Source organism: Nocardiopsis sp. LOL_012, assembly GCF_048060475.1.
In the GTDB taxonomy this organism is placed as follows: domain Bacteria; phylum Actinomycetota; class Actinomycetes; order Streptosporangiales; family Streptosporangiaceae; genus Nocardiopsis.
Map to the genome: position 1 here is coordinate 1 of NZ_JBHMIV010000012.1, position 19,983 is coordinate 19,983.

Below are 19,983 nucleotides of genomic sequence, written 5' to 3' on the forward strand. Positions count from 1 at the left end.
GTTCGGGGTCGATGGCACCGCTACCGCGAAGTCGTCGCCTTTAGTCCTTGATTTCGCTGTTTCCCCAGTTCAGGGTAGATTTTGTGCTTCACTGTAAATTGATATGAATAGTTCTTTTTGCCCGTTTTCGAGATTGATCGTCCCGGGCAGATTCCGCCGTAGGGTGAAATCGGGTGTTTCATTTCTCCGTAGAGCGAAGCTCGGCACGGATTGGCGTCGCCGGGGCGGGGCGGAGTCGAGTTCCGGCGTGCCGGGTGAGCTTCCGGTATCGAGGGTCCGTTGTGTACCACTGGAACATGAGCGAGATGCAGGTGGAGTCCATCCGCCAGGTCCGTGACCACATCGCCGACGTCGTCGATCGCGCCGACCGGGAGGACGTGACCACGGTGATCACCAGACGGGGGAAGAGGTCGCCGCCGTCGTCCCCATCCACGTTCTGCGCCGTTACCAGTGCTTGGAGGAGCAGGAGATCCTCCGCATGCTCCAGGAGCGGATGGCCAACCCCGAGTCGGGCATCCCGATGGAGGATGTGATGGCGGAGATCATGTCGGACACCGGTCGAGTATCTACGACGACATCTGATCACCCGCCCCCCCTTTCCGATCGATGCCTACGGGCGAGGAGACCAACTTCGCCATAGAGCGGAGCGCGGGACTGCTTGCAGAATTTTGCAATGTTTCGGTCCTTATGCTGGAATCAGGGGCCGTGCCCGCCTGTTCAGGGCGATCGTTTCCGACCGGATGGACACCCCCGTGCATCTCTCATCGTCCCGAACGGCAGTCAGACCCTCCCTGGTCGAAGCGGCCTTCGCTGCTCCGTGCCGTGAGGACGGCTGACGGCCATGGACGACCACCCCTGGCAGGGCATGCTCGTGGGGTGCGCGCTGTCGCTGCTCTTCTTCCTCGCAGCCTGGTTCTCCTACAGGGAAGTTCGACGGGATCCAAGGGTTCTTCTACAGGTCCATGCTGCATCCCTCCCAGATAGAGGAGGAGAAGAAGAAGTAGACCTGGAAATTGAATAAATACTTTGTGAAGGGGCTTTTGTTCTTCTGCGGTGCCTCCGCGTTGTACCAGGTGGTCCGGTATCCGTTCTGCTTGGTCTTCGGCTGCTGAGGCTGCCTGCCGCGTCCCCTGGCGCCTCCGGGACCGCGCGGATCGTTACCCGGTGGAGTCCGATCCCCGAACGCCCTGTTCGGCGGGGTCCGTGTCGCTCCTCCGGGGGCTCTGACCAGCTTGGACGGGCTTGGAGCCGCTTGCGGCGGTTTACGGTGGTTGGGTAGCTTTCGCGAGGATTGCGGGATCACGAGGAGCGGGGTGCACCCATGGCGGGCGAAGACGTGAAGACCGGAAGGGTTCTCCGGAACCGGTGGACGGCGGGGTTCGGGATCGCCGTGACCGTGATCTTCCTCCTCGCCTGGCTGTTCATGGTGGTGTTCGAGGCCTTGGACGGCGAGCCGCTGCGGGTGCAGAACCTCCTGTTCATGGCGGTCTTCTTCCCCTTCTTCTGGTGGTTCTTCCTCAAGGTCACCTTCTTCACCCGCGTCGAACTCACCAGCGACCGCGTCGTCGTGAAGAACGTCTTCCACCGGGTGGACATCCCGGCCCGCGAGATCACCGCAGTGAACGGGAAGGGCCGGCTCCGGATCGAGACCAGGGGCGGGCAGGCGTTCTCCTGCTTCAACCTGGACGGATCACTGCTCGGCAGGCTCACCGGACACTCGACAAACCAGCGGTGCGCCCGTGAGATCGAGGACTTCCTCGCCGCCGACAAGAAGGCCGGCCACCGCTCCCGTAGGGAGGAGATCCGCACCGCGCCCCACCTGAACCTCGAATTCCTGCTCGGGGCGGTCCTGTTCGGGTTCGTGGTGCCGCTCCTGCTCAACCTGCTCCCCGCCTGAGGGCCGGGGCCGCCGACCGGCGTGGACCGTACATTCCAGGACGTTTCGAACTTCGTCGTATGCGCTGGCCACGGGCGTGTTACGGATGATCTGACATCCGCACACTGCCCGAGGAACAGTTCCATGACGACTCTCATCCCGGTCCTGGCCGTCCTTCTCACCATGGTGGCCGGGGCCGTGCTCGCGGTGCGCCGGTTCCGCGTCAGCGACGACTACTCCGGCGGCTCGGTCGGTATCGTCATCGCCCCCTGTGTGCTCGCCCTGTACCTGGTGGCGGCGGCGATGGGCGTCGTCATCGGCTGGGAGGACTTCAAGGACTCCCAGGACGGCGTCGCCACCGAGGCGGGCGCAGCCCAGGCGCTGTACTGGAGCACCACCGCCCTGCCCGAGGAGGACGGGGAGGCGGTCCGCGACAGCCTGCGCACCTACCTGTCCACGGTGGTGGAGAAGGACTGGCCCATGATGGTGAACGCGGGCGAGCTCAGCGCCCAGGGGGACATGGCGCTGGCCGACCTCACCGCGTCGGTGCGGGTCCTGCCCGAGACCGAGAACAGCGACGGGCTGGACCGGCTGACCGCCCGCCAGGAGCTCACCAACCTCAGCGACGCGCGTATCGCGCGGGCCGACGCCGCCGGGGACGGCATCCCCGGCCTCGTCCTCATCATCACCGTGCTCACCGCGATCCCGGTCGCCGTCCTCCCCTTCGCGATGATCAAGAAGGGTGCGAGCGTCGCCTACTTCTGGGCCGCGGTCAACCTGGCGTTCGTCTTCGGCACGGTGGCCCTGCTCTTCTTCATGGGCAACCCCTACGCCGGTGTCCTCGCCACCGACGCCGAAGGGATCGAGGGCACCCTCGCCGCCTTCGAGCGGGCCGACCGCGCCATGCTCGGCCTCGGTTAGCCGGGAGGCCCGTGCCGTCAGCCACCCGAGCGCGCGGCGGCGGCCCGGCCCGAACCCATGGCGGTCAGGGCGCCGATCACGGCGATGACCGCCATGGTGCGCATGGGGGTGAACGCCCCGGCCGCCTGGGAGCCGCCGGGCGCGGACAGGTCGGCCAGGATCTGCTCCCGTGCCTGGTCGGGGACCTCGGGCGGCGGCGGAGACGCCGAGGACTCCTCCGGAGCGGGCTCGGAGGGCTCCGGCTCCACCGGGGGATCCTGCCGTTCCACAGCGGGCTCCGGCCGGACCGCGGCCGCAGTCGCGGGAGGATCCGCGGGCTGCGGCTCCACCTCAGGGGGTGCGGGGGCCGGCGTCTCCTCCTCCGGGACGGGCTCGGGTTCGGGGTAGGGCTCCGGTTCCGGCGCCGGGGGCTCGGCCGGGGCGGGGCACAGAGGCGGCGTTCCCACGTGCACCACCACCCGCACCCCGTCGGCACACACCAGGACGTAGGAGCCGGGCCGCACCACCGCGTGTCTGTCCTGGAGCCGCACGGCGGTTTCGTCGGACCCCACCGACACCTCGGCGTCGCCCGTCACGATCTCCACCCCCGAGGGCCCCACCTCCACCCGGGGGCCGGTCTCCTGGGCGAGCGAGGCGGGCGCGGAGCACGCGAACAGGAGCGCGCTCAGGGCCGTGAAGCCGCAAAAGCGGAGGAAGGGGGGCATATCACTCCTCGTGGTGGCGTGGGTTCACATGGTGATCGTACGCCGCCCGTCCCACTTCCACCTCCCGAAAACTCAAGGAGAGTGCAGACGCAGGACCGCGTGCTCGGCCCACTCGGGCGGGCGTGCCAGCCGCGAGCACACCGCCATCGTCACGAACGCCAGCGGAACCGTCCACGCGGCGGGCTGGGCGAGCAGGACACCCGGCAACCAGGACGGCGCCTCCGCCAGGATCGACCACCCGACCGCGCCCGTCGCCGTCACCGCGCCCACGACCAGCCCGGCCGCGGCTCCGGGCAGGGTCAGGCCGCGCCACCAGATCCCCAGGACGAGCAGCGGACAGAACGTCGACGCCGCCACGGTGAACGCCCACAGCACCAGCACGTTGATGTCGATCCGCTGGGCGGGCAGCGCCAGCACCACCGCCACGCACGCCCCCACCGCCACCGCTAGCCGCAGCCGCGGCACGCTGCCCTGGAACAGGTCGTGGGACAGGCCGCCCGCCAGGGCCAGCAGCAGCCCCGAGGACGTGGACAGGAACGCCCCGAACGCGCCCGCCGCCACCAGCGCGGTCATGAGGGTCCCCACCGCCCCCGGCTCGGCCTGCGCGGGCAGGACCACCGCGACGGTGTCGGTGCCCCGCAGCAGCACCAACTGCGGGGTGAGCACCCGCCCCAGCAGCCCGTACACCGTCGGGAACAGGTAGAACAGCCCCAGCAGCGCGATCACCCCCACCGCCACCCGGCGGGCGACCCGCGCGCTCGGGCTGGTGTGGAAGCGCATGATGACGTGCGGCAGCCCCATGCACCCGAACGTGATCGCCAGCAGCGTCGACCACGTCTCGAACACGGGGTGCCCGCCGGTGTCCAGCAGGGGGGTGCTCCACCGCTCGCCGCCCAGGTCCGGCAGCCCCGCCGGGTGCGGCACGGGGGCACCGGCCGGGAACACGTACTCCGTGCCCTCCTCGGCGGTGTGCTCACCCGCCGCCAGCTCCACCTCGGCCCCCGAGGAGTCGGTGACGGTCACCGGCCGGTCCAGGTCGAACCGGGTACCCACGGTGAACTCCACACTCGTGCTCTCGGGGAAGCGGGTGCCCCACTCCGGGTGGAGCGCCTCCGAACGCGTGTCCGCGCCCGCGACCACCACCAGGTAGACGGCGGGCACCGCGATGAAGCCCAGCTTGACCACGTAGTGGAAGGCCTGCACGTAGGTCGCCGACCGCATCCCCCCGACGGCGATCGACCCGCTCACCACCAAGCCCGCCAATACCACGCCCACCCAGTACGGTGTGCCGCTCACCAGGGCGAACACCACACCGGCCCCCTTGAACTGAGGCACCAGGTACAGCAGCATGATCACCAGGACGACGCAGCCGCAGAGCTTGCGCAGCGGCGGCGCGCCCAGCCGGTACTCCGCGAAGTCGGGCACCGTGTAGGCCCCGGACCGGCGCATCGGCCCGGCGACCAGCGCCACCACGGCCACGTAGCCCGCGGTGAACCCCACCGCGTACCACATCGTGCCGAGCCCGTTCTTGAGCAGCAGCCCGGCCAGTCCGAGCACCGAGGCGGCCGACAGGTACTCCCCGGCGATCGCCATCGCGTTCCAGTTCGGGTTCACCCTGCGGGAGGCCACGAGGAAGTCCGATGCCGACCGCGCCGCCCGCACCCCGTAGAGCCCGATCGCCAGGCTCGTGACCAGGACCAGGCCGATGGTCAGGACGGAGATCACCGCTCGCCCCCGCCCGGGCCGTCCGCCTGGGACCGGTCCTCGGCGCGTTCGGCCGCGCGCACGTGCCACAGCGCGAGGCCGAACAGCAGCGGGTAGATCGCCACCGTCAGCAGTAGCCACGACAGCGGCAGCTCCGCGATCCGCACCTCCCCGAGTACGGGCAGCAGCGCGAACGCGCCGCTCATCCCGAACAGCAGCAGCGACAGCAGTGCCACCGTACGGACCGCGATCCGCCGCTGCCTGCGGAACAACCGCCGGGCCGCCTCGGCGTCGACGGGCTCGGGCAGGGGCAGCAGGTGCTGGGCCGGCCGGTTGCCCCGGGCGAGCGCCACCCGGGTCTGCGGGCTGGTGAGCTTCTCACGGCGCGGGCTCACGGCGCGGCCCTCCGGGGGCCCTCACCGTCCCCGGGACCTGGTGCGCCCTGTGGACCGGCGTGGGCGTGGGCGGCGCGGCCGAGCTGGTCCCTGCGTGCCGCCTCCTTCAGTTGTTCGCGCAGGTGTCGGCCGTGCCTGCGGCTCACCGGCACGTCCCCGGCAGGGGTGCCCGCCACCAGGCCCGAGGAGGACGTCACCCGCAGGTCCCGCACCCACGGGATGGCGACGAGGTACCCGCGGTGCACGCGCACGAACCCGGCGGCGGACCACACCTCCTCCAGGTAGGACAGCGACAGCCGGATCAGGTGGGTGCCGTCGGCGGTGTGCAGCCGCACGTAGTCCCCTTGGGCCTCCACGAACTGCACGTCGTCGCGTTTGACGAACACCGTGCGCCGACCGGTGTCGATCTGCACCACGTGCAGGTCCTCGGCGGGTGCCCCGGCGGCCGCGGGCCGGCGCAGTTGCGCGATCCGGCCCACCGCCTCGGCCAGGCGCTCCGGACGGATCGGTTTGAGCAGGTAGTCGACGGCGCCGATCCCGAACGCCTCCACGGCGTGCGCCTCGGAGGCGGTGACGAACACGATCGACGGCGGTTCCGAGAGCACGCTCAGCACCCGGGCCACGTCCATGCCGTCCAGCCCCGGCATGAGGATGTCGAGGAAGGCGGCGTCGATGCTCGTGGTGCCCAGCAGCCGTACGGCGCTCGCGCCGTTCTCCGCCACCAGCACCTCCGACACCTCGGGCATCTCCCCGAGCAGAGCGGCCATCTCCTGGCGGGTCGACGCCTCATCCTCCACCACCAGGACCCTCAGATCGGCCTTCACTGGGCCACCACCCCCCGGGTGAATCGCGGGACGCGCACGGTGACCTTCGTTCCCTCACCGAGCGCCGTTTCGATCACCAGACCGTACTCGGGGCCATAGACCGCCCGCAGCCTCTGGTCGACGTTGGCCAGACCCACGCCGCGGGTCTCCGGGCCGGTGCCCGCCAGGAGCGAACGGGCCAGGTCGGGGTGCATGCCGACCCCGTCGTCCTCGATCTCGATGACGCACAGCGGCCCCTCGCCATAACCGGACACGCTGATGTGGCCCCGGCCCTCCTTGCGTTCCAGGCCGTGCCGGACGGCGTTCTCCACGATCGGCTGCACCACCAGGAACGGGACGGCCACGGGCAGGATCTCCGGCGCGATGCGCACGGTGATGTCGAGGCGGTCGTGGAAGCGGGCCCGCTGGAGTTCGAGGTAGGTCTCCACCGCTTCGAGCTCGTCGGCGACCGTGGCGTAGTCGCCCTTCTCGGAGAACCCGTAGCGCAGGTAGTCCGCGAAGTCGGAGAGCAGTTGCCGGGCGCGGTCGGGGTCGGTGCGCACCATCGCCGCGATCACGGCGAGGGCGTTGTGCACGAAGTGCGGGGAGATCTGCGCGCGCAGCGAGCGCAGGTCCGCGGCGGCGATCCGGGCGCGGGCCCGGCGCAGTGCGGCGTGGTCCAGGTGCTCGGCGACCAGCGCGGCGGCGGCCTCCACGTCCGCCTCGACGGTCTCCCCGACGGCGACCAGGGCCCCGGAGAGCTCGTCGGCGACCATGAGCGGCGTGGCGTACAGCGGGGTGTCGTCGGCCATGCGCTCGCAGACCCCGCCCCCGTATTCGAAGACCTGGGCCAGCAGCGCATCGATCTGGGATGAGGGGATGTGTCGGCCGTGGGAGACGACCGGTCCGTCCAGGTCGGCCAGGACCACCCCGTCGACCGCGAGCAGCCGTCGCAGCCGCCGGGCCGCGGAGGGCGCGTCCCTGCCGTGCAGCCCGCTGCGCAGGTCGAGGCCCAGGGCGTGGATCCGGCGCATCAGTTCGACGCTCGCCTGCCGCTCCGAGGGCGCCGGGCGCCGCCGGGAGGGGAGCTTCCGCGACAGCCACCTTTTCGCCACGAATCGACCTTATCCCAGCGGAGTGTGTCGGTGGTCACGTCCGGGCGTCACCTTTCGTGGGTGAGGGCGCACACGGGGGAAGGGCGGGCCCGGGGGCGGGCCCGCCCCCCGTGGGAAGGGGCGGGCCCGGTGCGGGGTGGAGCCGGGGCGGCGGCCGCCCCCTGGGGTGGAGTGCGGTCCCGAGCGGCCGCCGTAGGCGGCCCCGGCTCCGGGGAGATGGTTCGGGGGCGGGCGCCCGGAGCCCGGGCGCCCGCCGGTCAGTGGCTGCTCGCCTTCTCCGCTCCGGCGCCGGTCAGGGCACGGACCTGGAGCATGGCGAACTTGTCGAAGTCCTGTTCCTTGGAGCTGAGCGTTCCCAGGACCGCGCACAGCAGGCCGAAGGGCACCGACACCAGCGCCGGGTAGGGCATCGGGAACCAGGCGAAGTCGGCGCCCGGGATGAGCGCGGTCTCCGAGCCCGACACCACCGGCGAGAAGAACACCAGGCCGACGGCGGAGACGAGGCCGCCGTAGATGCCTGCCAGGGCGCCCCTGGTGTTGAACCGCTTCCAGAACAGGCTGAGCAGCAGGGTAGGCAGGTTGGCCGAGGCGGCGATCGCGAAGGCCAGCGAGACCAGGAAGGCCACGTTGAGGTTCTGCGCGAACACTGCCAGGACGATGGCCACGACACCGATGCCCAGGGCGGTGAACTTGGCGACCCTGACCTCTTCGCTGCCGGTCGCCTTGCCCTTGCGCAGCACCGAGTTGTAGAAGTCGTGCGCCAGGGACGAGGAGGAGGCGATGACCAGCCCCGCCACGGTGGACAGGATGGCCGCGAAGGCCGCCGAGGCGATGAGCGCCAGCAGGACGGAGCCCGCGAACGGGCCGCCGATCTGTTCGCCCACGGTCTGGGCGAGCTGCGGGGCGGCCGTGTTGCCTCCCGGGTTCTGCGCGGTGATCGCCTCGTGGCCGACCAGGGCAGCGGCGCCGAAGCCGAGCACCAGCGTCATGAGGTAGAAGACACCGATGAGGCCGATACCCCAGTTGACCGACTTACGGGCGCTCTGGGAGTCGGGGACCGTGTAGAAGCGGATGAGGATGTGCGGCAGGCCGGCCGTACCCAGGACCAGGGCCATACCGAGGCTGATGAGGCTCAGCTTGTTCCACATGGTCGCGACGGCGTCGCCGGGCACCTCGACCCCGAACCGCAGTCCGGGCTCAAGGAGCGCCGCGCCGTGCTGGCTGGCGCTGGCCGCGTCGTTCATCAGCGCGCCCAGGTTGAACCCGTACAGCGACAGCGTGAGCAGGGTCAGCAGGGCCGCGCCGCCCATGAGGATGACGGCCTTGACGATCTGGACCCAGGTGGTGCCCTTCATGCCGCCCAGCGACACGTAGAGCGTCATCAGCAGGCCGACGACCACGATGCCGACGATCTTGGCGACGTCGGCGCTCATGCCCAGGAAGGTCTGCCCCTCCTGGATGCCCAGCAGCAGGGCGATGAGCGCGCCCGCGCCGACCATCTGGGCGAGAAGGTAGAAGATCGACACGACGACGGTGGACACCGCCGCGGCCGTACGGACGGGGCGCTGCTGCATGCGGTAGGACAGCACGTCGCCCATGGTGTAGCGGCCGGAGTTGCGCAGGAGTTCGGCCACGAGCAGGAGGGCGACCAGCCACGCCACCAGGAAGCCGATGGAGTAGAGGAAGCCGTCGTAGCCGAACAGCGCGATCATGCCGGCGATGCCGAGGAAGGAGGCGGCCGACATGTAGTCGCTGCCGATCGCCAGGCCGTTCTGGAGGGGGGAGAAGCCGCGTCCGCCCGAGTGGAAGTCGGTGGCGTTGCGGGTGTTGCGGTTGGCCCAGATCGTGATGCCGATCGTGGCCGCGACCATGAGGCCGAAGAGGACCAGGGTGACGAGGCGGGTGCTCTCGCTCGTCGCTTCCGCCGCGAGCATCATCGGGTGGCCTCCTCACTGCTGCGGACGAGCTCGTCGTGCAGCTCGGTGGCCTGGGGGTCGAGCTTGCCGCGGGCGTAGGACGTGTAGGCGACGGCGATACCGAAGGTGGAGACGAACTGGAGCAGGCCGAACACCAGCGCGAAGTTCACGTTGCCGAAGAGCACGGTGCCCATGAGGTCGCGTGCGAAGGCCGACATGAGCACGTAGAGGAAGAACCATGCCAGGAAGGCCGCGCTCATGGGGAAGACGAACCGGTACAGTCGGCGCTTGAGCTCGTTGAAGCGCGGATCGCTGTGCATGGCGATCAGCGCCTCCTCGGAGATGTCGCCGTTCGTCGGCGGACTGCCCGTCTGCTTCTCTTCTGCCATGTGTCCTCCTCAGGGGGATGAGCGGTTCCCGCCGGTTTCGTGATGATTGCGGCGGTGTGACCTGCGTTACTGGGAACTGTAAGGAGGGACACGCCGGGGGAGGAGGCGCTGTGGCTTCGTGAGCGCCGAACGCGGGGGTGGAGCGTCGAGCGGTCGCCCAGCGTGCGGCGAACGGTCGGATGGAGCGCTGAACGGTCGCCGAGCGGACCCTGGGGCGGGATGCGGCCGGTGGAGTGCGCCGCCCCAGGGCCGGGATCACTCGACCCAGGTGCGGACGATGTCGGCGCCGGCGCCGCCGGGGCCGGCGAAGTACTCGGTCTCGGTGTAGGTCGCCGATCCGTCCTCGTCGACGGTGCTCCGAACGAGGGTGAGGCGGGCACCGTCGCCGCCGATGCGGATGGTGCGGTGTTCGTAGCCGATCTCGAACTCGGTGTGCCCGGTGCGTCCGCCGGCCGCGACGTCGGTGCCGTCGTCGTCGGCGGCGGCGCCGGTGGCCGTTCCGGTGACGGCGGCCGCGGCGGCGGCGAGGGAGAGCAGGACCAGCCGGAAGGCGCGCGGCGCGTTGCGGGCGCGGCCGGTCCGGGCGGCGGTGCGTTGGGACGGTGCGGTGCGGTCCACGGTCAATGGGCGTCCTTCCCTCGGGGCGGCGCGTGATCGGGGAGGGCCGGCCCGCACGGGCCGGTCCTCCCCGGGTGTGCGTGCGTCGGCACGTGTCCCTCTCACGAGGGCGGCTTCGGGTCCAAGGCCCGTCGCCACAGTGGGAGCCTGTCCTATGCGTGTCGGAGGCGCGGCCAATGACACGCGCTTTCGTCACATTCCGTGACGGTGCTGGGCTCCTCAGTATCCGTCGCCGCCGCGCTTGCCGTGGCCGTCACCCCGGTCGCCGTCGTGGTGGCCGCCCTTGTCCCCGTACTTGCCGCCGTGGTCGCCGTCGTGGCCGACCGAGCTGACGTAGTAGCTGCCGTAGCCGTAGACGTGGCAGTGGTAGCGGAAGTAGTCGTGCTTGTGGCAGATCTGGTGGTAGCTGCTGGAGGACGACGCGGTGTCGGCCATCGCGGTGGACGGCACGCCGAACGCCAGCGCCGGGACCGCGAATCCTGCGAACAGGGCTCGTGCGATGTGCCTCCTGTTCATGGGATCCCCCTCTCGGTGCGCCGGGATCCGCGCACGGCGTGCCAGTCCGTCCGCGTTCCGCCCGTCCGGTCGACGGGGGCCCCTTGTACCCATGAACCCTGCCGAGGATCCGGGCGGAGCGGTAGGACGCCACGCGATGGCGACATCCCCACGTAAGCACACCGGGTGATGATTCGTACGCTTTGTGCGGTGGTTATGACTCTTTCTTTAGGGTTTCAACTTCTTAATGGAGTGATGCCCGATATGCGGACCCTATGACAAGGACTGTCATCGATATGACATTCGGCTCGCCACGTCGTGTCGGCCTCCGGGGACGCGGTCTAGATTGCGAGGTGTTCGGGCGCTACCGGTCCTTGCGGACTCATGGTGTTAAGCGTCTGGAACCGTATACAACTCATCATTTCGGAGATACAGATGACCTACAGGCAGGGCGATCGCGTCCAGTTCCGCAGCAGCCGCCACAACGACCAGATCCGCACCGGCCAGGTGCACGAGGTCCAGGGCAAGGGCCAGAACGCCCGTCTCACGATCACCGACGACGAGGACCAGCAGTCGGTCCGCGTCGAGGCGAACCAGATCGAGGGCAAGCTCTAACCTGGATCTCCTGAGTTCTCTGGGGCGCCCGGCCGTCAAGGCCGGGCGCCCCTCTCGTGCGCCTCTTCTCCCCGGTCCCGCCCGTCTCCGCCGGTGGGCCGTTAGCAAGCACCGGATTATGGTGCGTTTCCGGATGTGTTCCTCGGTAAAGGAATATTTTCGTTGTCTCTCGGTTCGGAGCGATGCGCCGTCCGGGGCCGTTACGCTCCGTCGTGTTGTAATCGCGGACAAGAGGAAGGCTGGCGTTCGCGTGGGGGGAGACGGCTGCGGCCGCCCGGACACGCACCGGTTCCACCACCGTGTACCGCCGTTGCGGTCCGCGGTGCACGCGGCGCGCGCCCTCCCCACTGCCTGTGGCTGTGCGGCCACACGTATCCACCGTCCACGTCGCCGGTCAGGCGAGCACGAGTTCGGGTGAGGGACCGTTGAACAACATGCAGGCGCCCAGTGTGGGGCGTGCGGAGGGCTACCGAGTCCCCGCACCGAGGACAACAGAGGAGACGGTCGACGCGGAGCGGCTCCACCAGGCCGAGTGGGTCGTCTCGTGTCTGGAGGGCCGCTCAGCGGCCCGGCCCGGCCGTGGAGCAATCGTGGCCCTGGCCTCCAGGCTGAGGACCCGTCTGCTCCGCCGCGGTGAGCTGGCCTTCCGCGAGGGGGACAGCGAGGCGGGGGTGTGGATCGTCCGGGCCGGGCGGCTCGAACTGGCGGTCAAGGGGCGCCAGCGTCCGCTGATCGTGCAGATCATGCGCTCGGGGGGGATCGACGGCGACATCCAGAAGCTGCTGGGCATGCCGTTCCCGTACCGTGCGCGGGCCCTGGAGGAGACCGAGTGCCTGACCCTGGCGCCCCGGGACTTCGAGGAACTGCTGACAGAGCATCCCCAGATCGCCCGGATGTGGATGTCCACCATGGCGGAGCGGCTGTCCTACTCGCACGACCGGATCGTGGGGATGCTCGGGCGCACGCTCACACAGCAGAGTTCCCGACTGCTGCTGGACGAGGCCGCCTCGGGGGTGGTCGACGTGCCCCAGCAGAAACTGTCGGAGATGCTCGGTGTCTGCCGTCCGTCGCTGAACAAGGTGCTCAAGGAACTGGAGGGGCAGGGCCTCATCCGGCTCCGCTACGGGGCCGTGGACATCCTCGACCCCTACGGGCTGGCCCAGCGGGCGGACTGAGGTACGGAAGAAGAAGGGGCGGGGGCCCTTTCGGGCCCCCGCCCCCGCGTTCTCCGACGTCGGGAACGCTACTCGGCGGCCTCGGAGGAGACGGCCTCGCGGCGACGGCGGGTCATGTACATGACCACACCGCCGGTCAGGGCGATGGCACCGCCGACCAGGGCGAGGTCCTCGGACGGACCGGTCGTGGCGAGCTCCTCGGGGGCCCCGCCAACAGCGGCGGCGCCACCCTCCTCCGCGACGGGGCAGGGGCCCTCGAAGGCGCCGCCCGGGCCGGCGCCGTCGCAGACCTCGTGGAACTCGGCGCCGTCGGCCTCGCTGTGGACGCCGGCACCGTCGTTGCCGTGGTGGTCGTCGCGGCCACCGCGGTTGGTGTCCTCGGCGGCCTGCTCGGCGTTGTCGTCGACGGTGTCCGCGGTGGCCACACCCGCCACCGACAGGGAGCCGCCGATGAGGGCGGCCATCGCGACCCCGGGCCAGAACTTCTTGTTCAGGACGGTGCGTCGAACGAGTTCAGACATTTGCACTCCTATGCATCGGATGCAGGTAGTCGCAGTTTTTCGTGGATTCGTCGGCTATCAGAACACCGGCACGCTGCTCCGGCGGGGGAAATGTGTCGCACTTACGACAGTTCCGTTGTCTTTTGCCTGAGCGAGGCAATTGAGGGCTCTTTCGTGGTGGTGCTCCGAGGGGTCCATGGGAGCTGGAATGGTTTTGATGGTGCTTCGGCAACTGCTCTCATGTATGGGGCAAAATGACAGAAATACTGTCGCTTCGATCACAGATAGGCCTGTGCGTCTGATTTCATGTGGTTATGTGGAGCCCGTTGCCGCTGAGCAGCCGGGTATTCCCGGATCTGCGCATCGGTGACCCGGGTTCCTTCCGAGGACTTCTGGAGGGGAAGACCCGGGGCGGGAACCGCCAGGCACACCGGAACCGGTGCGCCGGGTGGAACCGGCCAAGGGCTCGGACCGGGCCTCGGCCCGTCCGTTGAGCTAGGAGGTATTCCATGAAGTCGAAGACGATCGCCCGTGTCCTGGTCGCCGGTGTCGCGGCCCCGATGCTCGCTCTGGGTCTGCCGTCCGTCGCCATGGCCGACAGTTTCTGGCACGGTCACAGCTCGTTCGCCGGACCCAAGGGCGCGATGTCCCAGAGCATCACCGCCTTCGCAGGCAACGGCCACGGCTACGGCTACGGCGGCGGCTACGGCGGTTACGGCGGCGGGTCGTTCTACAAGGCGAAGGCCTCGTTCGCCGGCCCGCACGGCGCCGGGTCGCAGAACATCTTCAGCTTCGCCAACTAGTTGCCCGACAAGAGATAGGCGGTGACGGCCTCGCCGGGACGGAACGCCGGAGACGGTGGCCTTCCGCTCGGCCCGGCGAGGCCGGTCCGATCACCGCGAAGGGGGGTCCCGCCCGCGTGCGGGACCCCCGCTCACGCGTTTTCCTGCGGGGCGCGCCCCGGGGAGCGGTGGGAGTGGACGGAGGACGGACATGGACGTGAGGGCGACACCGGTGACCACGGGCCGGTTCAACGGCGCCGACACCGGCGATCCGCTGATCCAGCAGGCCGCATGGGTGGCCCGCTCCGTCGGCCGGGGCCCGGCGGCGCCGCTGACCCCCCGCGACCTCTCCGCGCTCGCCGCGTACCTGCACCGGCAGACCCTGAGCAGGGGCGCCGTGGCCTTCCGCGAGGGCGACCCCGCCTCACGGGTGTGGATCGTCCGCTCCGGCCACATCGAACTCTCGGTGGGCTCGGGGGACGAGCACACCGTCGTCGAGATCAGACACGCCGGAGACGTCGACGGCGACATCCAGTTCCTGCTGAACAAGCCCCTGCCCTACACGGCACGCGCCGCCGACGAGGTCGAACTCCTCTACCTCCGGGCCGCGGACTTCGAACGCCTCATGTCCGAGCACCGCGCCCTGGCCCGCAGGTGGCTCGCCAGCATCGCCGGCCGCCTCGACGCCAGCCAGATGCGGATCATGGACCTCCTGGGCAAGTCGCTGACCGAGCAGACCGCGCAACTGCTGCTGGACGAGGCCTCCAGCGCGGTGGTGCCACTGCCCCAGCGGACCCTCGCGGCGATGCTCGGGGTGCGCAGGCCCTCCCTCAACCGCGTCCTGAAGAGGCTGGAGCGGGAGCGGCTCATCGAGATGCGCTACGCCGCGATCGAGATCCTGGACCCCGACGGCCTCGTCAAGAAGGCTCGCGGTGACGCAGGACACTGATTCGGTCATCTAGGAGACAGTTCGACTGCGTTTGGGCCGTGAGGGTGCTTGATTGGTTGGTGGTTGCGGATACAACCATTCTCCGTTGCAAAGGAGCAGACCATGGCCAAGCGCAGCGCACGCCGTCTGGCGGCCGCGGTCCTCGCCGCTCCCGTTCTGGCTCTGGCGGCACCCGCCGCGGCCTCTGCGGACTCGTACTGGTCGTCCCACGGATCCTTCGCCGGGTACGGCGGAGCGTCCAGCTACCACGTGAAGAGCTTCGCCGGCAGCGGCTACGGCTACGGCTACGGCTACGGCGGTGGCTACTGGAGCGGCGGCTCGTTCTACAAGGCCAGCGGCAGCTTCGCCGGACCCTACGGAGCGTCGTCCTACAACGTGTTCAGCGGCGCCTACTAGCCCGGCGGCTTCCGAAGGCCACCATCGATGCGGGCCCGCCCCCGGACAGGGGGTGGGCCCGTCCGCAAGCGGTCCCGTTACCCGTCCAGGGCTTCACGGCTCCCGGCGCCCGGCGCAGTGCCGGCTCGTTCCTCCAACAGCACCCGGTCCTGCCCCGTGTAGACGTTCATCGAGGAGCCGCGGAGGAAGCCGACGAGGGTCATCCCCGCCTCGGCGGCCAGGTCGACGGCCAGGGACGAAGGCGCCGAGACGGCGGCCAGGGCCGGCACGCCGGCCATCCACGCCTTCTGCACGAGCTCGAACGAGGCGCGCCCGGAGACCACGAGGACGGTCTCCCTCAACGGTAGGCGGCCCGAGTTCAGCGCCCAGCCGATCAGTTTGTCCACGGCGTTGTGCCGCCCCACGTCCTCGCGGACCGCGAGCATCTCCCCCTCGCCGTCGAAGAGCCCCGCCGCGTGCAGCCCCCCGGTGCGGTCGAAGAGCCGCTGGTAGGAGCGCAAACGGTCGGGCAGCAGCCCGAGGGTGTCGGCGCCCACGCGCAGGGCGTCGTCGGAGACCAGCCACTGGGCCTGCATGCGCACCGCGTCCAGGCTGGCCTTGCCGCACAGACCGCAGGAGGACGTGGTGTAGAAGTTGCGCTCCAGCGAGGTGTCCGGGCGCGGCACGCCCGGGGCCAGGGACACGTCGAGCACGTTGTAGGTGTTGGTGCCGTCCTCGACGGCCCCTGCGCAGTACCGGATGGCTTGGATCTCCGAGCGGGCGGCGACCACGCCCTCACCGACGAGGAACCCCGAGACCAGATCGAAGTCGTGCCCCGGGGTGCGCATGGTGATGGCGAGCGGAGTGCCGTCCAACCTGATCTCCAGGGGCTCCTCGGCGATGAGGGTGTCCACCCGTTCGCTCGCCGCCCCGTCCCTGATTCGCAGGACCTTTCCCCTGACCGTGGACCGTCCCATGCGCCCCGCCCCCCTCGTGGTTGGTGATCTCGTCGGCGCTTTCCGCCCGTCCCGTCCCCGTCGTGCCAGGGCACGGCGGGGCGGGCTCAGGCCCGTGCGACGCGGTACCTGCTCCCGTCTGCCTCGCGTTCGAGGTAGCCCTCCTCGACCAGGTAGCGGCGCATCGCGGAAGGATCGTCGAAGCAGGTGAGGATAGCGGAGTTCACCTGCTTCTCCGTGTACTCCTCTTCGGGGGAGAAGAGGCGGTCGGCCACACGCCGGAGGGTGGCCCGGCGCAGGGTCCGCTTGGTGGGGAGTTCCCTAAGGCGGCCCTCGTGGAACAGCGTGTCGACCGGTGCGGTGTCCACGGGCCGGCGGCCCTCCACGGCCTCCTGGAATACACCGGTGTCGGCCACGATCCGTTCGTTCCTCTCCTGGAGGAGGCCGTCGCGGAGCAGGCGTGCCAGCCGTTTGGCCGCCTGGGGTCCGTCGGCCCGCAGGTCCCCCGAGGCGAGTCCCTCCGGTCCCGCGCAGACCACTCGGGCGAACAGGTTCAGCCGTTCGGGGTCGGCGAGTGAAGAGGCGATCTGGGTGGGGTGCGGCACAGGGCCCTCCGGGTCGAGCGTGAAACGTTCCGCCTGGGAAGCGTAGAAGGTCTGCGCGGCCACGAACAGTACTTTTGGTGCTTTCTTACTATTTTGCAGCGATTTCGTGGCTCTGTGTCGGTGTCCCGCGACCCCTGGTCACAGCCCGGCCAGATAGCCCTCCACGACCTGGGCCACGCCGTCCTCCTGGTGCGAGGGCGCCACCCGCAGACCGAGCGCCGGGTCGAGCAGGTCCGGGTGGCCGTTGGCCATCGCGTACCCGTGCCCGGCCCACGTCAGCGCCGGCAGGTCCGCCGGCATGTCACCGAAGTAGGCAACCTCGTCGGCGGTCACCCCCCACCGTTCGCACAGCTCGGCCAGCACACGCCCCTTGTTCACCCCCGGAGCGCTCAGCTCCAGCATGCGGTTGCCGCCCGAGTAGGAGATCTCCGCGAGCGGACCGACGGACGCCGCTGCGGCGGGCCGCAGCACGTGCAGCGGGGTGGCCGCAGAACGCGTGATCAGCTTGCCGATCGGCGCCGCCCGCTCCAGGAGTTCATCGACCGACCCGACCGCCGTGAGCCACGGCGCGCCCGGATCCCCCGCCCACGAGCTCAGCTCGAACCCGGGCTCGTGCAGGAAGCCCTCACCCGTCTCGATCCCGAACCCCAGGTCCGGCACGGCCGCGGCCAGCTTCTCGATGACGGTCCGGGCGGCTTCCGGCTCCAGGGCCCGGACGAGCGGGTCCGACCCGTCGGGCAGGTGGACGAAGGCGCCGTTGGCGCACACCCGCGCGGCCCAGGTGAAGCGGTCGGAGACCATCGTGGTGGCCAGCGGCGGACGGGCGGTCACGATGACCACCCTCAGGCCGGCGCCGTCGGCGGCGGCCAGGGCGTCCAGGGTACGGGGGGAGAGGGAGCCGTCGAATCGGAGGAGCGTGCCGTCGAGGTCGGTCGCGATGACCCGGGGAGAGACCATGATCGGATTATCCCGGTCGGTGCCGACCATCGCGAGCCCCGCCCGCGGCCACAACCGGCAACACCGTGCGGTCGGTGGTCACGACGCCCCGAACGGTGCCCGGTGGGCGGCGAGACCTGCGGCGCAGCCGCCCTCGGCGGCCACCGACTCCAGTCCGGAGCGCATCGTCGGGCACTCCAGAACGTCCTCCGAACCGCAGTCGGCCGCGCAGGCCATCATGTCGCGGGTGGCCCGCAACCGCGCGATCCGCTCGTCCAGCTCCGCCAGGTGCTCGCGCAGCAGGCCGCGCCGCGCCGGACCGTCGGGGGCCTCGACCAGCACCCGGATCTGCTCCAGGCTGAACCCCGCCGCCTGGGCCTGGAGGATCAGTGCCACGCGCAGGCGGTGCTCACGGGTGTACCGGCGCCGGTCGCCCACTCGCCGGGCCGGGCGGAGCACCCCCGCCGACTCCCAGTGCCGCAGCACGTGCGTCGCCAGACCGAAACCGGCCGCCAGGTCTCCGATGGACAGTTCTTCCCCGCTTGACTTCATGTCGACATGAACTCGCACACTGGCGATGCAGTCAAGGGCCGAGAGACCGGCGCAGACAGGGGGAGTTCGTGGTGGACGAGAGAACACAGGCGACGCGTGAGCGGTGGACCCGCCAGGCCGACGGGTACGACCGTGGCGGCGGGGTGCAGAGACTGCTGCTCGGCGGGCTCCGGAAGCGCCTGTGTGGCCCGGCGCGCGGGCGGATCCTGGAGGTCGCGGTGGGCACCGGCCAGAACCTGGAGTACTACGCAGACGGAGCGGACGTCACCGGAGTGGACCTCACCCCGGCCATGCTGGACCGGGCCAGGGAGCGCGCCGCCGCGCTCGGCCTCCGGACGCGCCTGGTCGAGGGCGACGCCCAGCACCTGCCGTTCGGCGACGGGGGGTTCGACACCGTGGTGTGCGGGCTGGCGCTGTGCACCATCCCCGACCAGCGCCGGGCCCTCGACGAGATGCGGCGGGTCCTCAGGCCCGGCGGATCCCTGCGGCTGGCCGACCACGTCGAGTACACCAGGTGGCCGCTCCGGGGCAGGGAGGCCCGTAAGGAACGGCCGCGCCGCAGGCCGGTGGAGGTCGCCGCCGAAGCCGGGTTCACCGTCGACCGTGTGCGCAGATCGGCGTTCGGACTCCTGGACGAGGTGACCGCCCACCGGCCGTAACACACCCCCGGGGCGGTGCGGACCGAGGGCGAAGTACCGAAACACCGCCCCGGAAACGCGACTGTTCGTGTGCGTAGTGTGACAGTTGGTGCATGGCTAGGCACAGCGAACTGCGCGACTTCTGGGAACGCCGCCTCGAAGGCGACTGGACCGAGAGCGGGGTCGGGTACCGGGCGCTCGGGCGCCCCTTCAACCGGTGGATGTACCGGGTACGGGAGGAGGTCTTCCTCCGTGAGGCCGCCCGCCTGGCCCCGCGCGGCCACAGCGTCCTGGACGCCGGCAGCGGTACCGGTTTCTATATCCGGCTGTGGGAGCGCCTCGGCGCGGGCGACATCACCGGGTGTGACATGACCGACGCCGCGGTGGCGCGGCTGCGCGGACGCTTCCCCGACCACCGGTTCGTCCGCCAAGACGTGTCCGACCTGGACGCCTTTGACGCCGACGCCTTCGACACGGCCTCGTGCGTGGACGTGCTCTTCCACATCACCGACGACGACCGCTACGCGCGGGCCTTCCGGGAACTGGCCCGGGTGCTGCGCCCCGGCGGGTACCTGGTGGTCTCGGAGAACTGCCTGCAACGCCCCGAACAGCGCGGCGAGCACCAGGTCAACCGGACCCTGGAGTGGATCGGCGCCACCGCGGACAAGGCCGGGTTCGACATGGTCCGCAGGGTGCCCATGCTCGTCCTCATGAACGCGCAGGTCGACTCCTCCCTGCTCTGGCGCAAGCTGTGGGGCGGGATGCTGCGGGCGGCGACCGTCACCGCGCCCACCGGCTGGCTGGCGGGCGCCGCCCTGTACCCGTTCGAGCGGAGCATGGTCCGCACCCGGCGGGAGAGCCCCACCACGGAACTGGTGGTCTTCCGCCTGCGCGACTGAGCGCCGACACGGGCCCGGAACACCGCACGGCGGCGCTCAGCGGGATACGTTGGAAGTCCACTTCG

The 19,983-nt window shown here is 70.2% G+C and carries 24 protein-coding genes; 10 read left to right on the forward strand and 14 right to left on the reverse strand.

Going from position 1 to position 19,983, the window contains the following annotated elements; genetic code table 11:
- Positions 1-841 precede the first annotated feature (841 nt).
- From ACFHWE_RS09820 to ACFHWE_RS09830, 3 genes are all read left to right on the forward strand, one after another.
- Positions 842-1,021: a hypothetical protein gene (locus ACFHWE_RS09820; protein WP_416600443.1), complete on the forward strand. Its 180-nt coding sequence runs from the start codon at positions 842-844 to the stop codon at positions 1,019-1,021.
- Between the two features lie 300 nt (positions 1,022-1,321).
- On the forward strand, positions 1,322-1,897 hold the full coding sequence (locus ACFHWE_RS09825) for a hypothetical protein (RefSeq protein ID WP_416600444.1): 576 nt from the start codon (positions 1,322-1,324) through the stop codon (positions 1,895-1,897).
- A gap of 123 nt (positions 1,898-2,020) precedes the next feature.
- Positions 2,021-2,797, forward strand: coding sequence for a hypothetical protein (locus ACFHWE_RS09830; RefSeq protein ID WP_416600445.1), 777 nt, complete (start codon positions 2,021-2,023; stop codon positions 2,795-2,797).
- 17 nt (positions 2,798-2,814) lie between these two features.
- Here ACFHWE_RS09830 and ACFHWE_RS09835 read toward each other — a convergent pair whose 3' ends face one another.
- The 9 genes from ACFHWE_RS09835 to ACFHWE_RS09875 all read right to left on the reverse strand — a co-directional run bounded on the left by ACFHWE_RS09835 (position 2,815) and on the right by ACFHWE_RS09875 (position 10,957).
- Positions 2,815-3,501, reverse strand: coding sequence for a hypothetical protein (locus ACFHWE_RS09835; RefSeq protein ID WP_416600446.1), 687 nt, complete (start codon positions 3,499-3,501; stop codon positions 2,815-2,817).
- A gap of 72 nt (positions 3,502-3,573) precedes the next feature.
- A complete protein-coding gene (locus ACFHWE_RS09840) occupies positions 3,574-5,226 on the reverse strand; it encodes a cation acetate symporter (protein ID WP_416600447.1) in 1,653 nt (550 codons plus the stop codon).
- Positions 5,223-5,600, reverse strand: a complete 378-nt coding sequence (locus tag ACFHWE_RS09845) for a hypothetical protein (RefSeq protein ID WP_416600448.1) — start codon at positions 5,598-5,600, stop codon at positions 5,223-5,225. The genes ACFHWE_RS09840 and ACFHWE_RS09845 overlap by 4 nt, the downstream gene beginning before the upstream one ends.
- The gene (locus ACFHWE_RS09850) at positions 5,597-6,424 is read right to left on the reverse strand and encodes a LytR/AlgR family response regulator transcription factor (protein ID WP_416600449.1); all 828 of its coding nucleotides are present in this window, start codon (positions 6,422-6,424) and stop codon (positions 5,597-5,599) included. The genes ACFHWE_RS09845 and ACFHWE_RS09850 overlap by 4 nt, the downstream gene beginning before the upstream one ends.
- Positions 6,421-7,437, reverse strand: a complete 1,017-nt coding sequence (locus ACFHWE_RS09855) for a sensor histidine kinase (RefSeq protein ID WP_416600623.1) — start codon at positions 7,435-7,437, stop codon at positions 6,421-6,423. The genes ACFHWE_RS09850 and ACFHWE_RS09855 overlap by 4 nt, the downstream gene beginning before the upstream one ends.
- 338 nt (positions 7,438-7,775) lie before the next feature.
- Positions 7,776-9,455 (reverse strand): cation acetate symporter, encoded by a 1,680-nt coding sequence (locus ACFHWE_RS09860; protein ID WP_416600450.1) that lies wholly within the window; start codon positions 9,453-9,455, stop codon positions 7,776-7,778.
- The gene (locus tag ACFHWE_RS09865) at positions 9,452-9,823 is read right to left on the reverse strand and encodes a DUF485 domain-containing protein (protein ID WP_416600451.1); all 372 of its coding nucleotides are present in this window, start codon (positions 9,821-9,823) and stop codon (positions 9,452-9,454) included. The genes ACFHWE_RS09860 and ACFHWE_RS09865 overlap by 4 nt, the downstream gene beginning before the upstream one ends.
- Before the next feature lie 255 nt (positions 9,824-10,078).
- Entirely contained in the window at positions 10,079-10,441 is a 363-nt protein-coding gene (locus ACFHWE_RS09870; protein ID WP_416600452.1) for a hypothetical protein, read from the reverse strand.
- 219 nt (positions 10,442-10,660) lie between these two features.
- The gene (locus tag ACFHWE_RS09875; protein WP_416600454.1) at positions 10,661-10,957 is read right to left on the reverse strand and encodes a hypothetical protein; all 297 of its coding nucleotides are present in this window, start codon (positions 10,955-10,957) and stop codon (positions 10,661-10,663) included.
- Between the two features lie 414 nt (positions 10,958-11,371).
- Here ACFHWE_RS09875 and ACFHWE_RS09880 point away from each other — a divergent pair, with 414 nt between their 5' ends.
- Both ACFHWE_RS09880 and ACFHWE_RS09885 read left to right on the forward strand, forming a co-directional pair.
- The gene (locus ACFHWE_RS09880; RefSeq protein WP_028650076.1) at positions 11,372-11,551 is read left to right on the forward strand and encodes a hypothetical protein; all 180 of its coding nucleotides are present in this window, start codon (positions 11,372-11,374) and stop codon (positions 11,549-11,551) included.
- Positions 11,552-11,985: 434 nt separating this feature from the next.
- Complete coding sequence (locus ACFHWE_RS09885; protein WP_416600455.1) at positions 11,986-12,726, forward strand: Crp/Fnr family transcriptional regulator; 741 nt, start codon at positions 11,986-11,988, stop codon at positions 12,724-12,726.
- Positions 12,727-12,794: 68 nt separating this feature from the next.
- Here ACFHWE_RS09885 and ACFHWE_RS09890 read toward each other — a convergent pair whose 3' ends face one another.
- Positions 12,795-13,247, reverse strand: a complete 453-nt coding sequence (locus tag ACFHWE_RS09890) for a hypothetical protein (protein ID WP_416600457.1) — start codon at positions 13,245-13,247, stop codon at positions 12,795-12,797.
- A 488-nt stretch (positions 13,248-13,735) separates the two neighbouring features.
- On the opposite strand from ACFHWE_RS09890, the gene ACFHWE_RS09895 reads away from it, so the two are divergent.
- The 3 genes from ACFHWE_RS09895 to ACFHWE_RS09905 all read left to right on the forward strand — a co-directional run bounded on the left by ACFHWE_RS09895 (position 13,736) and on the right by ACFHWE_RS09905 (position 15,353).
- The gene (locus ACFHWE_RS09895) at positions 13,736-14,029 is read left to right on the forward strand and encodes a hypothetical protein (RefSeq protein WP_416600459.1); all 294 of its coding nucleotides are present in this window, start codon (positions 13,736-13,738) and stop codon (positions 14,027-14,029) included.
- A gap of 190 nt (positions 14,030-14,219) precedes the next feature.
- Positions 14,220-14,957 carry a Crp/Fnr family transcriptional regulator gene (locus tag ACFHWE_RS09900; protein WP_416600460.1) on the forward strand — a complete coding sequence of 246 codons (738 nt, stop codon included), beginning with the start codon at positions 14,220-14,222 and terminating at the stop codon, positions 14,955-14,957.
- Positions 14,958-15,059: 102 nt separating this feature from the next.
- Positions 15,060-15,353 (forward strand): hypothetical protein, encoded by a 294-nt coding sequence (locus ACFHWE_RS09905; protein WP_416600462.1) that lies wholly within the window; start codon positions 15,060-15,062, stop codon positions 15,351-15,353.
- A 77-nt stretch (positions 15,354-15,430) separates the two neighbouring features.
- Here the strand turns inward: ACFHWE_RS09905 and fdhD are convergent, their stop codons facing one another.
- The 4 genes from fdhD to ACFHWE_RS09925 form a co-directional block, all read right to left on the reverse strand.
- Positions 15,431-16,309 carry a formate dehydrogenase accessory sulfurtransferase FdhD gene (gene fdhD, locus ACFHWE_RS09910; RefSeq protein ID WP_416600464.1) on the reverse strand — a complete coding sequence of 293 codons (879 nt, stop codon included), beginning with the start codon at positions 16,307-16,309 and terminating at the stop codon, positions 15,431-15,433.
- 86 nt (positions 16,310-16,395) lie between these two features.
- Positions 16,396-16,956, reverse strand: a complete 561-nt coding sequence (locus ACFHWE_RS09915; protein ID WP_416600466.1) for a DUF2087 domain-containing protein — start codon at positions 16,954-16,956, stop codon at positions 16,396-16,398.
- A gap of 75 nt (positions 16,957-17,031) precedes the next feature.
- Positions 17,032-17,850, reverse strand: a complete 819-nt coding sequence (locus ACFHWE_RS09920; RefSeq protein WP_416600468.1) for an HAD family hydrolase — start codon at positions 17,848-17,850, stop codon at positions 17,032-17,034.
- Positions 17,851-17,928: 78 nt separating this feature from the next.
- On the reverse strand, positions 17,929-18,381 hold the full coding sequence (locus ACFHWE_RS09925; RefSeq protein WP_416600470.1) for a MerR family transcriptional regulator: 453 nt from the start codon (positions 18,379-18,381) through the stop codon (positions 17,929-17,931).
- A gap of 71 nt (positions 18,382-18,452) precedes the next feature.
- Here ACFHWE_RS09925 and ACFHWE_RS09930 point away from each other — a divergent pair, with 71 nt between their 5' ends.
- Together ACFHWE_RS09930 and ACFHWE_RS09935 are read left to right on the forward strand one after the other, a co-directional pair.
- A complete protein-coding gene (locus tag ACFHWE_RS09930) occupies positions 18,453-19,040 on the forward strand; it encodes a class I SAM-dependent methyltransferase (protein ID WP_416600472.1) in 588 nt (195 codons plus the stop codon).
- A gap of 92 nt (positions 19,041-19,132) precedes the next feature.
- Complete coding sequence (locus tag ACFHWE_RS09935) at positions 19,133-19,918, forward strand: class I SAM-dependent methyltransferase (protein ID WP_416600474.1); 786 nt, start codon at positions 19,133-19,135, stop codon at positions 19,916-19,918.
- Positions 19,919-19,983 lie beyond the last annotated feature (65 nt).